We start from the raw sequence: 13,361 nt of genomic DNA, 5'->3' as shown, positions 1-13,361 counted from the left end.
CCCGGCTGACATACGGGCTTGCGTTGCGAGACGTTGATGTTTGTTCGTCAGCCGCGGCGCGCCGTTGGCGCTACTGCAACCCGGTGTCGCCGCTGGTGCGCTTCTTGGCGAGGTCCATTTCGGTTACTGCGATCAGGATCTCGGCGCGGGTTTTCAGGTCAGGTGCTTCCAGCATCGCCTGCTTCTCCGCCGGGCCGTAGGGCGACATCATTGCGAGCGCGTTGACCAGCGCCTCGTTCGGCGCGCTCTCGATACCTTCCCAATCCACCTTCAGGTTGTTGGCGTTGAGAAAATCGGTCAGCACGTCGAGCAAGGCCGTACGGTCCACCGCTTCCTCACCCTTGCGCGCGACGAAATCGTCGATGTAGGGGAAGAAATCCACCTTGCATTGCCGGTAGGTGGTGAGGACCCTGACTTCCTCCACGACCTTGAAGCGGGCGACGCCGGTCAATTCGAGGATGTAGCGCCCGTCGCCGGATTCGGCGAGCTGGGTGATGCGTCCGACGCAGCCGACCCGGAACAGCTCCGGCCTTGCCTCGTCTCTGCTGTGGGAAATATCCGGCTGGATCATCCCGATCAGCCGGTGACCGTCACGCAGCGCGTCGTCCACCATCGCCAGATAGCGCGGCTCGAAAATATTGAGCGGCATCTGGCCGCGCGGCAGCAACAGCGCGCCCGGCAATGGAAACACCGGAACGATTTCGGGAAGCTCGCCGGGTCCGCGGTATTCGGCATTGATCGGCATCGGCAGTTCCGGTCAGTTTCTTGGTTTGGTGCGTATACTCTTCACAAACCAGTTTCCACGGATTTGGATCGACCTACGAAAAAAGAATCGTCGACAGCCGCTTTCGTCCCTCGACGGTCGCCTCGTCGGCGCCGCCCCACGCCTCGAAGAACTGCACGAGCTGCTTGCGCGCGCCGTCATCGTTCCATTTTCGATCCCGCTTGACGATCTCCAGCAACTGGTTGGTCGCCTCGCTGCGGTTGCCGAGCGCGTTGAGCGCGGTCGCGAGATCAAATCGCGCCTGATGGTCGAGCGGGTTTGCGGCGACCTTCTGTTCCAGCTCAGTCACCGGGCCGACCGACTGCGCCTGTTCGGCGAGGTCGATCGAGGCCTGCACCGCCTTCACCGCGGCGTCATTGCGCTTCGCTTCCGGCACCATCGCCAGGGTCTGCTTGGCCTGTTCGATCGCGCCCGTCGTCACGTAACACTTCGCCAGTCCCGCCAGCGCCGCGATATTGGTGGCGTCAAAGCCCAGCACCTCGGCATAGATCTGGGCTGCCGCGGCCGCGTCGCCCTCCGCCAGCACGGCCTCAGCCTCCTGCAGGATTTCCGCAATGTTCGGCTCACCCGGCGCGGTCATGCCCTTGGTCAGCTTGTCGATGAAGGCGTTGACCTGGCTCTCCGGCACCGCGCCCATGAATCCGTCCGCGGGCTGGCCGTTGACGAAAGCGATCACGGCCGGGATCGACTGAATGCCCATCTGGCCTGGAATGGCCGGATGATGGTCGATATTCATCTTGACCAGCTTGACCTTGCCCTTGGCGGCGCGGACCGCCTTTTCGAGCACGGGCGTGAGCTGACGGCAGGGGCCGCACCATTCCGCCCAGAAGTCGATCAGTACCGGCTGGCGCTTCGATTCCTCGATGACGTCCTTCACGAAGGCCTGGGTGGTCGTCTCCTTGATCAGATCGGGTACTGCCTGCGGTGCCGGGCCGCCGCCCTGCTCAACTATCGTCACGGTATCCTCGCCTGATGTGCTTTGCGAAATGCTGGTCGGAAACAGGGTGGGTTCTAGCACGTCCCGGAACCAAGTTCTCATCCGCTAGATGGCGGCTTGGCCACAAAATTCAATTGGTCGCAGGGGTACTCCGCCACCCGGTCCGAGCGGAGATTGGGGACAAAAGACCTTCGCGCCCCGTTATGTGGTCTGGTCATGGGGACTTGAGGCTTGCGCCGGCGTCGATTGCCCGTTTGGGACGCGGGCCGCACCTATCGGAACCCTCGTGTTGGCGCTTGGGTCCAGCATCGCATGCGGGCGGAAAGCGACCGGTCCGGGCTCCGAATCGCACCCCCTGACCCCGGTTGAGCCGACCGGGGTGGTTTCGAGTTGATTCGAGCCTGTTTGTTAATGAAATCGGCCAATCAAGTGTCATCAGATTGCGTTCGGACTGTTGCATTCCCAGTCCGCATTTGGCATAGGTCTGCCGCTGACGGCGAGCGATCGCCGCCATCTCGGATGCGGGTGTAGCTCAGTGGTAGAGCACGACCTTGCCAAGGTCGGGGTCGAGGGTTCGAGCCCCTTCGCCCGCTCCAGATTTTCTTGGCATTAGAACGACTTCACGGGGGCCGCCTATCGGCGGCCTTGTTGTTTTCCCGATGGGGGAGTGTCAGGGGGAGCGGTTAGCGTTGAAGCCTCGCGGCTCGCCTGATTATTGGCTGCCCGTATCCATCCCTGTGCCGAAGCGCGATCCCGTTCGCGAAGCTAAGGTTGGCGCGTCCGTGAGCCGATTTCATTGAATGAGCTGTCAGACACAAGCCAATCAACAATCTGTCTGGCGACAGCGTCTGCTCCTTCCTCCTTGAGCGCACACTCCCAAACTATTGCCAGCCTCCAACCTAAGCGCTGGAGCGCCGCAACTTTCCGCCGGTCGCGCTCAACGGTCTGGCTAAATTTCGTCTTCCAGAAGTCGGCATTCGACGAGGGAGTCGTAGTGAAAGTGCAACCCTCGTGCCGATGCCAAAAACAACCGTGAACTTGGATGGCGGCGCGATGCCGCGGGAGCACGATATCGGGGCGTCCAGGAAGTCCCGGCACATGGAGCCGGTACCGTAGGCCTAGGCGATGAAGGGCACGTCTCAAGCTTAATTCAGGCTTTGTGTCCTTTCCTCGGATTCCAGCCATCATCCGAGAGCGCGTTATTTTGTCGACGATGTCTCCCATTCGGGCTTTTTCCAGAGTCTGTGTCCAGGTATTCAACTAATGTTCGAGTCGGGCTCCCTGAGACAAGCAGATGACTGAATACGGCATTGTTGACCTATTTGCAGGCCCGGGCGGGCTGGCAGAAGGATTCGCCAGCATTCGCAACGAGGGCGGCTCAAGGCCCTTTCGGATAGTGCTTTCGGTAGAGAAGGATGAATCCGCGTTCGAGACGCTTCGGCTTCGAAGCTTTGTCCGCCAGTTTAATGGTAACCCACCTGCTGAATACTACAGTTTTCTCAGCGCGGAGATTCCCGAGCCGAACTGGAACCTGTTGTTTCCCGACGCATGGAGAGCTGCGTGCGAGGAGACCATGAGGCTTGAGCTGGGCTCGAGCCGTGGGATTGAACAAATTGACGAGCGTCTTGCTCATATTGTTCGGGCTCACAGAGGCAACGTGATCCTGATCGGTGGACCACCTTGCCAAGCCTATTCTCTCGTTGGAAGAGCCCGGAACAAAGGCACGAAGGGCTATGACCCGAGCAAGGATCACCGGCACTTCTTGTACAAGGAATACATCAGGATCTTGCGAAAGCTAATGCCAGCTGCCTTCGTCATGGAAAATGTGAAGGGCCTGCTCTCGTCGTCAGTTAATGGCGAGCGCGTCTTTGACCAAGTACTTGATGATCTTTCCAGAGTTGGCGACGGCTCATATAGACTTGTTCCGCTCGCGCCTCGGACTAGGCAAAATAACCTCACCAATCTAGGACACCCACCTGCAAACGATTTCGTGGTTCGTGCGGAAGATCACGGGATTCCGCAGTCCCGCCATCGCGTCATCATTGTTGGCATTCGTGCCGATATCGCCGGTGAGCTTGATGATAGCCAAATCGTCGCTGGGTTGCTCCCGAAGTCCAAATCACTAGTCAAGGTTCGGGACTTGCTGAGAGGGATGCCGAAGCTCAGGAGTGGACTAAGCGACAGGGACGACAGCGACGAAGCTTGGCAGACCGAAATCTCACGGATAGTCCGAAATTTTTCGAGAATGCAGACAGGCCTGCCCGAACAGGATCAAAGGAGCTTCCGCACGCTTGCTGGCAGCCTTGTTGCAAAGACCTCACGGATCAGTCGGCGCTCCAGCGGATCCTACGTCGAGGTACCTTCATCATGTCCGAACGATCTGAGATGTTGGCTGGTGGACGCGCGACTCAGGCTCTTTCCCAACAATGAAACACGCGGACACATGGCAGCGGACCTGCGTCGCTACTTGTTCGCCGCGCTTTACAGCCGAATCGCGGGCGTATCACCAAAAGCCGACAGCTTCCCGCGCGAGCTCGCACCAAATCACCGCAACTGGAGATCTGGCAAGTTCGCGGACCGCTTCAGGGTTCAGATCTGGAATGCTCCTGCCACGACAATTACGAGTCACATCTCAAAAGACGGGCACTATTTCATACATCCCGATGCCGCGCAGTGCCGCAGTCTCACCGTCAGAGAGGCCGCGCGTCTGCAGACATTCCCAGACAACTACTTCTTTAAGGGCAACCGGACACAGCAGTTCGTACAAGTCGGAAATGCCGTGCCACCATTCCTAGCTCACAAGATAGCGTTGCACCTTCATAGAATATTGTGTGCGACTTCCGAGAAACGAGCCAAGCAAAGAAAATTTCGCAACCGTCCCGTTGAGACGACGGAGACGATCGTAGTACGGAACGAGACGAAAGTCAGCTTCGGGTGACCGCTTCACCACGCGCACATTCCCTTGCGCCGGCGTGTTGGCTGGCAGCGTTTTTTCGTATCGACCCGAAGCGCAAGCCCCCGCTGGGCTTGTCAGCGCATGACTGTCATCCCCTTGGCTTCAAAACGCAAATCTTTGGCGTGAACCAACAAGACAGCAATGCAAGATTGGTCCTAATGCCTTGCGCTCAGCGGCCCGGTGGCGAGCGGTAACAGAAGCCGAACTGGTTTTGGTTGAGCGATCGTTGCGCGGCATGCTTGGACCCAAGTGAGGCGAAAGACCTCTCGAGCATCAACATCAAGGTCAGGGGTCATTGTGAAATTCATCTCGGCTGTGCGCCGCGTGCGCCAACAGCGATATTTCCGGCCGGATAATTGGCCTCGGCGTGCTGTGCATTCCCCGACTCGACGCCCGCGCTGCGGGCGACTGCTTCCTCAGGCACTATACACGGGTCTCGTGACTGGGATCATGCGAACAGACTCGGATATCAAGTCGGCGTGCTCGCTTCGCAGGTCCAGAGCAACACCCTTGCCGCGGGCCGTCCGAGACGCGATTACAGGCACCACAACCCGCTTGGTCCACGCCGGGGCCAAAGGCATAGACTCCCCGTCCGATTTGCGCTCAACTGCAACTTTGACGAGCACCTATTAGAGTTCGCGAAGGGGCCATGGAGTTTACTCGAAACGAGCCGGACGCGGTATCGCTGATGACGTCCGCGCGTAGCTTCGGCAACTATGATCTGCCGGGGGCTCTAGCCGATCTCATCGATAACAGCATCAAGGCTCAGGCGCGGAATATATGGATTACCTGCCTGTTCAACGTTGGAGATCCCAAAGTAACTGTTCTTGATGACGGCTACGGCATGACCCGGAAGGAACTCCATGCCGCAATGAAGCCGGCAAGTACCAATCCTCTCGCCGAGCGATCACCGGATGACCTGGGCCGATTTGGCTGGGGACTGAAATCCGCATCGTTCTCGCAATGCAAGCGGCTGACTGTCATCACCAACAAGGATGGGGTGCTGTCTGGAGCCGAGTGGGACCTCGACAACGTTCGCGACTGGTCGATGGGGGTCTTTTCAGCCCAAGAGTTAGCTGAGATCGCTACCCCTGAACTTCGTCAGCACGCGGGGACCGAAATACGCTGGTCAGATTGCGACAGGCTTTCGGATGACGGGGCAATCAAGGAAGAGGATTTCAACGATCGAATTGTGCATGCGAGGGACAAGATTGCGCTCATCTATCATCGATATCTAGCTGGCGATGTGCCCAAGCGCAAAACTTTAAAAATCTTCTTCAATGGCCAAGAAATCGAGGGCTTCGATCCATTCCACGCGAAGCACGATGCGACGCAGGAGCTTGAGCGCGAGGTGCTTAAGGTCGGCAGGGGCACGATCGTAATTCAGCCCTATGTGCTCCCCCACTACTCCAAGATCACGCTTTCCGCATACGAACGACTCGCGGGCATAGAAGGGTTCCTGCGAAACCAAGGCTTCTACGTCTACAGGAACTACAGGCTGATCATCAGCGGGGAATGGTTTCGGCTGGCAAAATTCGGAGAGCTATCCCAACTGATTCGTATCAAGGTGGATATCCCGAACTCGCTTGACGAAGTCTGGAAGATCACGATCGACAAGACCGATGCCCAGCTGCCAGCGATACTGAGGTATCGCCTGAAGCAGATTGTCGATGGCTTGAAGAAGCGGTCAGCGCGCGTTTACCGCTCGAAGGGCGGAAACATAGACGGTCCTAACGCCGAGGCTACGGTCTGGTCTCGTCACGCAAAGAGCGGTGAGATTCACTACTCCATTAACCGCGAACACCCTCTCATTGCCGCGCTTCTAGCGATTGACCACGAGAATACGAGAAGTGCAGCAGTCGCGGTGCTTGACGTGATCGAGCAGAGCTTCCCCGTGATCTCATTCGGCGACGACGCCTCCAAACGCATGCAGGAAATTCATCAGACAGTCACTGATCCTCACGAGTTCCGGAGACAGGTCGAGGCGGCCATTCCCCTGATGCTGCATGAGGCAGACGGCGATTTCTCTCGCTTGGCCAAGGTGATGAAGACGGCCGAGCCGTTCTCGAGAAATTGGAAAGCAGTGGCGGAAATACTGAAGCAGAAGGGTTGGACCGATGCGGAATCTTGACAGCGAGCTGGCGTACTTTCGCATCCAGATCGGGCGTTCGTTTTCCCAGGAAGTGAATGAATCGCTGCCCATACCAGATGGCGCAATCCGATCTGTAGTCGAGGATAGCCCATTCAAGCTTTCTCCCGAAGAACGCGAGGAAGCCATCCGAGAACTGGAAAGCCTCTTTACGCATACGCAGAAGAAGGGTTCGGCAGTCACCAGCGACTTCAAGCCTTGGCTCGAGAACCGTCGGTCGGCAATCGATTTCTATTACTGGAACCGTCTGCGACGCTTCTACCTTGAAGGGGGCTCTCTCCCTCCGCAAGTCGTCGCGACGCTCGATACCGTCACCGACGAAATCTTGGATTATCTCGGCGACCCCTCTGATGCGGGAAGCTGGTCGCGCCGAGGCATGGTAATCGGACACGTTCAGTCGGGAAAGACGACGAACTATTCAGCCTTGATCTGCAAGGGCGCCGATGCCGGGTACAAGGTCATCATCCTTCTTGCCGGCATCACAAACTCCCTGAGGTCGCAGACGCAGGAGCGGCTTGACGAAACGTTCATCGGCAGAAAGTCCATCTTTCATGCGACTGCGCAGGAAGCGCTTCCCATCATCAATTACGCAAGCACGAGGAGATTCCCGGCATATGGAACCTCGCGTGACCGCGATTTTACAAGGGATGCGGCCGGGGTCTTTTTCAATCTCGCTGCCCACAATGAACCGATCATATTCATAACGAAGAAAAACAAGGCGCCGCTTGAAAGCCTGCAGAACTGGCTCAAAGAGCAGAGCCACAGTCAAAAGATCGATTTTCCCCTGCTTCTCATCGATGACGAAGCAGACAATGCCTCCATCAACACACAGAAGAACCCGAAGGCGACGACATCCATCAATGGTGCCATCCGGGAAATTCTCAATCTTTTCTCGCGCTCGTCGTATGTCGGCTATACGGCGACGCCGTTTGCGAACATCTTCATTGATCCGGACAGCAATCAGGAAATGCTATCAGACGATTTGTTTCCAAGAAATTTCATCAAGGAGCTGGATCCTCCCTCAGCATATGTAGGCGCGGCAAGGGTATTTTCCGAGTCGGGTGACTTGAGGAGCCGCCATGTGGTTGTCGTTGAGGAGAAGGACTTCCGGGAGATCGTGCCGCTCAAGCATGACCGCGACATACCAATCACTGTGCTTCCGCCTACCCTGTATGTTGCCATTCGACTCTTCGTCCTGGCGAGGGCAATCAGGATTCTGAGGGGTGATGGCAAGAAACACTGCTCCATGATGATCAACATCAGCCGCTTCAACGACGTGCAGGAAAAGGTTCTGGGGCTTGTCTACGATTACCTGCAGAAACTCAAAAACTCGATCGCGGTGAATGGCGGTCTGAAGCCAAGTCAGATCGCCGATCAGAACATCAAGGACATGGAAGTCGACTTTCTCAGGGAGTATGCAGCGTGCGGGTTCGGCTTTGGAGAGGTCATTCGCGTTGCGACCGAGGCTGTTTCAACGATCAAGCCAATCACCGTCAACATGAAGGGTGGAAAGCTCGACTATCAACAGAACAAGGCAAGTGGCCTGCATGTCATTGCCATCGGTGGGCTGGCCCTGTCACGCGGCCTGACTCTTGAGGGGCTGGTTGTTTCCTACATACTACGTAACACGGCCGCATCGGATACCCTCATGCAGATGGCGCGATGGTTTGGCTATCGACCCAACTACGAGGACCTGTGCCGAGTCTTTCTTCCCAAGGAATCGCTTGATCACTATGTCGAGATACATGAGGCAATCGAAGAGTTGCGCTCGGAAGTTCGCCGGATGCAGATTGCCGGTATGACGCCAAGGGAGTTTGGTCTGCGCGTTCGCGAAAGTCCGACCGCCATTCGCATAACTGCTGCGAACAAGATGCGCAGCGCTTCCGCGCTGACCCTCGCGCAGGATTATTCGAGCAGGCATATCGAAGGTCATTCGTTAGTGAATGACGACGATGTGAATCTGAAGAATCTTGGCGCCGTTAAGGCGTTGGTTGCCAAGGTCGAGTCGGCGGGCTGCAAATCGAATCACCGTGACAGAGCGCTTTTCTGGTCCGGGGTTGATGGTAATGAGATCGTTGCCTTACTGAAGGCGTTTCGCTTTTCGGAAGCGCACCCCGACCTCGGTCGCATATCGCAGGATGCAAGCTTGGTGCAGGACTACATCTCTGATCGACTGACGGCCGACCTGAAGACATGGGATGTCTGCATTCCGCATCCAGCGGGTGATGGTGTGCAGCCAGTGATTGATGGCCACTCCTTTCAACTCCGGGAAAGAGAATCGGGCGACGTCAATGGCGGAGCCTATCGAATAACGGGTTCGAAGCATCGAGTTGCCGATCCGAACGATGCACAGCTAGGCCTGTCGGAGCAGCAAGTGGAGGCTGGACTGGCCGAAAAGAAGAAGGAGGACGGCCTAAGGGGTGATCGCGCATTCTGCGCACAGCGGACGCAGCCCATGCTTTTGGTACACATATTCAAGAACAACGGACAGCAGAAGCTCAAGATCAAGGATCCCATTGTTTCGCTCAGCTTGTGCTTTCCGCCTACCGCGGTTGCAGCCAAGAGCAGAATCTATCAGGTCAATAAAGTCTATCAGAAGCAGATGCTAGATCTCTTCGCTGACCAAGAGGACGATGACGAGCCAATTTTGGAGGCGGCGGGAGATGCCTGATCAGTGGAGTGAAATACCCGCGAGTTCGCATCCAGGCCTCAACAATGTTCGCCGTGTGGAAGTCCGCTATCCACTCGATTTCCGACGAGGCAAGGATTTCCACGGGCGCTATATCTTTGTTCTCGAGGGAGCCTGCGACACGGCGCAGCTACCAGCTCCGCCGAAGCTTGCTGGGATCGACGTAGCTGCGTTATTCGACGAGGCAGGAAACTGCCGGCTGACGCTGACCCTCCTCGATCCGAAGTCTCTCGAGATATTTCGTGCCCTTTGTCATGATCTTCTTTCTGCGACCGCGAAGCTGCCGCGCGGGGACAATGGGACCGGCTTGCTCGTTGTCCTCGCACGGCTTTACGAATGGCAGGGGCTTCTGAAGCGCAGGTATGAGAAGATTTTGTCGACTCCGGAAATGGTCGGCTTGTTCGGCGAGCTGCTGTTTCTGAGGGACTGCCTTGTGCCCGTATTAGGTCTCGATGCGCCGAGTTCTTGGAGGGGTTCATTCAGGGATGAGCAGGATTTTGTGGTCGGCAGCTGGATCATCGAGGTAAAGACGCAACTTAGCACTTCCGATCAGCGGATCTTCATCAGTTCCGAGGCGCAGCTCGACACCTCGTCGGGAAATATACTGCTTTGCCATCAGACGCTCGGGGCATCGACAGCGGGCAATTCAAGCTCCCGGAGCCTGAATCATATCGTGGATGAAATAGCTGCACTGCTGGGCCCTGTCGAGTCCCCGCCCGGGTTGGAGTTTCAGCTTGGACTGCTGAAAGCAGATTACACGAGACGCTCGGAGTATGATGAGACACACTGGGTGCTCGCATCTCGCAGGCTCTTCTCGGTGGAAGATGGATTTCCAAAGATCACGCCAGCAACTCTCGCGCAGGGAATTGAACGGGTTGCCTACCAGATAAGGGTGGAGGCATGCCTGCCCTTCGAGACAGATCTCGACAAGGCCATGGAGCAGATAGTTGGTAAACGAATCTGATATTGCGGTCGCACACAAGGAATTCTGGGAAGACCTCTTTCTGGAGGCAGACTCGTCAGCGTGTCCGCAGCCGGAGGCGTTCTTCAATCTATATGCGCGCGTTGCAACCCTTACAGGTGAATGCACCGACCTGACCTACTCGCCGGCAAAGAAGGAGGGTCGGGGCGGCTATCAAGTAGATGGTTATTCGCTCGAGACCGAGACCGGTGAACTCTATCTTGCAGTCTGCGATCTCAGAAGCAGCGCGGAAGTCGAGTCGCTAAATGCCGGCCAAATCGAGGCATTAATACAGCGGGCGAGGTCCTTTCTCGAGCGAGCAATCAAGGCGGAGTTCATTCAGGAACTTGAGGAGACCAGCCCCGCATTCGAGGCTGCCTATCCTGTCTACTCGAACTACCTCGCGATCAGGCGCATTCGTATCGTGATCTTCTCCAATGCGCGGCTGGCGACCCGGCGACCTCCCGAGGCGACGGGGGAGATCATCGGACATCCGGCCGTGTTCAGTGTACTTGATCTCGCTCGTTACGACGGCATCAAAAAGTCCAAGGGGCAGATCGAGCCAATCGAAATAGATCTAACCGAACTCAACGGTTCAGCGCTTCCGTGCCTCAAGGCGCATACCGACGCCGGTGACTATTCTGCGTTCTTGGTTGCCATGCCCGGGCCACTGCTGGCGAAGATATACAGCCTTTACGGTCCGCGTCTGCTTGAGCAGAATGTGCGAACGTTTCTCCAGGCAAAGACAAAGGTAAATCGCGGAATCATTGATACCATTGCCTCCAACCCCAAGAGATTCTTTGCGTACAACAACGGAATTACGGCTACCGCGTCCAGTCTTGAAACAGGCAGGCTGGACGATGGATCGCTCGCAATTCAATCAATAAAAAACCTGCAGATCGTCAACGGCGGGCAGACAACAGCGTCGATACTCTACGCGAAGGACAGGTCGGGCGCGGACCTCCAGCATATCTGGGTGCCGATGAAGCTTTCGGTCGTGGCGGCCGAATACCTGGAGGAAATGGTGCCAAAGATTTCGCGGTATGCGAACACGCAGAACAAGATCAACGAGGCTGATTTCTTCTCAAGTCATCCATTCCATCTAAAACTCGAGCAGATATCACGACGGCTCATGGCACCGCCGAAGCCAGGGTTCCTTTCTGGTTCGAAGTGGTTCTATGAACGTGCGCGCGGGCAGTACAATGACCAGCTCGCTTACGGAACGCTTGGTGCACGAACCAAGTTCGAGCACGAGTATCCAAAAGATCAGAGGATCGAAAAAACCGAACTTGGCAAGTTCGAGTTGACCTTCCAGTGTCAACCGAATGTGGTCAGCCTCGGCGAGCAGAAGTGCTTCATCGAGTTCGCCGAACATATCGGAAAGAAATGGCAGGAGAATGAGGCGTCATTCGATGACGAGTGGTTCAAGAGAGCCGCGGCACGGGCGCTCATTTTTCGTTGGACAGATCGGACGGTGGCGACCTCGGACTGGTACAGGTCAGACCGGGGTTTCAAGGCACAGATCGTTACATACTCGATAGCTTGGCTCGTTTCCTACCTCGCGCGCACTCGCAAGTCGGAGATTTCGCTTGAAATGATCTGGAGCACCCAGGCCATATCGGAAGAGCTCAGTCAGGGTCTGCTTGAGGTTGCTCGACAGGTGGCAAGAACGATCAAGGACACGCCCCCCAACGTTAAGAACATAGGCGAATATTGCAAGCAGGAGGCGTGCTGGAACGCCGTTCAGAGCGCGCACTTCATCGTTCCCCAGCAGCTTGGTCCAGAAGTCAGACGTGCTGGAGGATCGTCAGGTGCTGAGACGACCCCGGCCATCGAGACGCGCGCCTCGCGAATCTCCGCGGCTAATGGCGACCGTGATGATCTGATTCTGAGTCTTCGCCAGCTCATGGAGGGAGGCGCGAGAGATCGGGACAATTTGATATTAGACCTCGCTAGGCTGTCCGGATACGAGCGTACTGGCTCCCGAGTCAGGGAGGAGATGACCAACGTCATTCGTACCGGTGTTCGGCGTGGGATCCTGGAGAGCAATGGCGAACAGATCGCGATCGGTGCACGCACTATCGCCGACTACGACCGGGAGTTCTTGAAGGACCAGTTTCTGGCCTCAATGCAGGGAAGAAGCTGGACGGAAAGATCTGAAAGCATCCGCATGTTCGCTCGGTGGCTGGGCTTTCGCCGAACTGGGCCCTATATCGAGGACGCAGCCAAGTCACTGATCAATGGGCTGATCCGAGAGGATAGGCTGGAGAGCGACGGTTCGGAGATTCGGCGCCGGGGTTGATCGCAGGAAAATTGAGATCCTACGGCACCCCCTTCACGACGTTAGCTACGGCCTCTGCGCTAAGTTAGCTCATCCTGATGTGCTCGCGTATCGCGCGTTATAGTCCATCTGCGGTCGAGCCGCGTGGCTGGGGCGACTTCCCCTTAGGCTCCAAAGCAGACGAACGCGGAGCTGGCCATAATGTACGCTGTTCGAAGTGGAATCGACCGCGGCTGCATGCTGCGACTTCTCGGATAGGAGGTTGCCGTTATCCGCGCCACCCCGGCCTTGCCGGCTCCCCGTCCGCGTGCATGATCAGTTAATGCTAGCTGCTTAAAGGCGCTTGTCGCTTCGACTTTAACCTTAACACCGGTGTTCGCGCTCGCGAAGTCAAACAATTCTGCTTACCCCGCAGCTCCCCCATTGTAGCGAATCCGAAGCAACGGTGCCGTTCTGCAAGACATTTCGTCTCAGAGCGTCACCCTGCGCAGGTTAAGCTCCCTTCGCTTCAAAACAGCCACAATGCTTGATCCCAAATAGAAAGGATCACTCAAGCTATTCAAAATGAATAAGCCCCCGAGCAAGCAGTTTTTGCGTTTGATAG

At 56.7% G+C, this 13,361-nt stretch carries 8 protein-coding genes and 1 tRNA gene; 6 read left to right on the top strand and 3 right to left on the bottom strand.

Features of this window, described 5'->3' with window-relative positions; genetic code table 11:
• Window positions 1-70 precede the first annotated feature (70 nt).
• The gene (locus LMTR21_RS39675) at window positions 71-745 is read right to left on the bottom strand and encodes an LON peptidase substrate-binding domain-containing protein (RefSeq protein WP_065754089.1); all 675 of its coding nucleotides are present in this window, start codon (window positions 743-745) and stop codon (window positions 71-73) included.
• 73 nt (window positions 746-818) lie between these two features.
• Entirely contained in the window at window positions 819-1,742 is a 924-nt protein-coding gene (gene trxA / locus LMTR21_RS39670) for a thioredoxin (RefSeq protein ID WP_065754107.1), read from the bottom strand.
• Window positions 1,743-2,242: 500 nt separating this feature from the next.
• On the opposite strand from trxA, the gene LMTR21_RS39665 reads away from it, so the two are divergent.
• Window positions 2,243-2,317: transfer RNA gene (locus tag LMTR21_RS39665), tRNA-Gly, on the top strand.
• A 169-nt stretch (window positions 2,318-2,486) separates the two neighbouring features.
• Here LMTR21_RS39665 and LMTR21_RS39660 read toward each other — a convergent pair.
• Window positions 2,487-2,906, bottom strand: coding sequence for a very short patch repair endonuclease (locus tag LMTR21_RS39660; protein ID WP_347339187.1), 420 nt, complete (start codon window positions 2,904-2,906; stop codon window positions 2,487-2,489).
• Window positions 2,907-3,015: 109 nt separating this feature from the next.
• Here LMTR21_RS39660 and LMTR21_RS39655 point away from each other — a divergent pair, with 109 nt between their 5' ends.
• The 5 genes from LMTR21_RS39655 (at window position 3,016) to LMTR21_RS39635 (ending at window position 12,778) form a co-directional block, all read left to right on the top strand.
• A complete protein-coding gene (locus LMTR21_RS39655; protein WP_065754088.1) occupies window positions 3,016-4,659 on the top strand; it encodes a DNA cytosine methyltransferase in 1,644 nt (547 codons plus the stop codon).
• Between the two features lie 667 nt (window positions 4,660-5,326).
• Complete coding sequence (locus tag LMTR21_RS39650) at window positions 5,327-6,808, top strand: ATP-binding protein (protein WP_065754087.1); 1,482 nt, start codon at window positions 5,327-5,329, stop codon at window positions 6,806-6,808.
• Complete coding sequence (locus LMTR21_RS39645) at window positions 6,795-9,497, top strand: Z1 domain-containing protein (protein ID WP_084030708.1); 2,703 nt, start codon at window positions 6,795-6,797, stop codon at window positions 9,495-9,497. The genes LMTR21_RS39650 and LMTR21_RS39645 overlap by 14 nt, the downstream gene beginning before the upstream one ends.
• Window positions 9,490-10,479, top strand: coding sequence for a PD-(D/E)XK motif protein (locus tag LMTR21_RS39640; RefSeq protein ID WP_065754086.1), 990 nt, complete (start codon window positions 9,490-9,492; stop codon window positions 10,477-10,479). Before LMTR21_RS39645 ends, LMTR21_RS39640 begins: the two co-directional genes overlap by 8 nt.
• Window positions 10,463-12,778: an AIPR family protein gene (locus LMTR21_RS39635; RefSeq protein ID WP_065754085.1), complete on the top strand. Its 2,316-nt coding sequence runs from the start codon at window positions 10,463-10,465 to the stop codon at window positions 12,776-12,778. Before LMTR21_RS39640 ends, LMTR21_RS39635 begins: the two co-directional genes overlap by 17 nt.
• The last annotated feature ends 583 nt before the right edge of the window (window positions 12,779-13,361 follow it).

The sequence above is a fragment of the Bradyrhizobium paxllaeri genome, from assembly GCF_001693515.2.
GTDB classification, from domain to species: domain Bacteria; phylum Pseudomonadota; class Alphaproteobacteria; order Rhizobiales; family Xanthobacteraceae; genus Bradyrhizobium; species Bradyrhizobium paxllaeri.
The sequence above is the reverse complement of the archived record's forward strand: the minus strand, read 5'-3'. Positions and strand labels throughout refer to the sequence as shown.

Excerpts from the sequence above, each read along its gene's own strand:
- LMTR21_RS39675 (WP_065754089.1), bottom strand. The coding sequence starts at position 745 with ATGCCGATCAATGCCGAATACCGCGGACCCGGCGAGCTTCCCGAAATC.
- LMTR21_RS39660 (WP_347339187.1), bottom strand. The coding sequence starts at position 2,906 with ATGGCTGGAATCCGAGGAAAGGACACAAAGCCTGAATTAAGCTTGAGA.
- LMTR21_RS39655 (WP_065754088.1), top strand. The coding sequence starts at position 3,016 with ATGACTGAATACGGCATTGTTGACCTATTTGCAGGCCCGGGCGGGCTG.
- LMTR21_RS39650 (WP_065754087.1), top strand. The coding sequence starts at position 5,327 with ATGGAGTTTACTCGAAACGAGCCGGACGCGGTATCGCTGATGACGTCC.
- LMTR21_RS39645 (WP_084030708.1), top strand. The coding sequence starts at position 6,795 with ATGCGGAATCTTGACAGCGAGCTGGCGTACTTTCGCATCCAGATCGGG.
- LMTR21_RS39640 (WP_065754086.1), top strand. The coding sequence starts at position 9,490 with ATGCCTGATCAGTGGAGTGAAATACCCGCGAGTTCGCATCCAGGCCTC.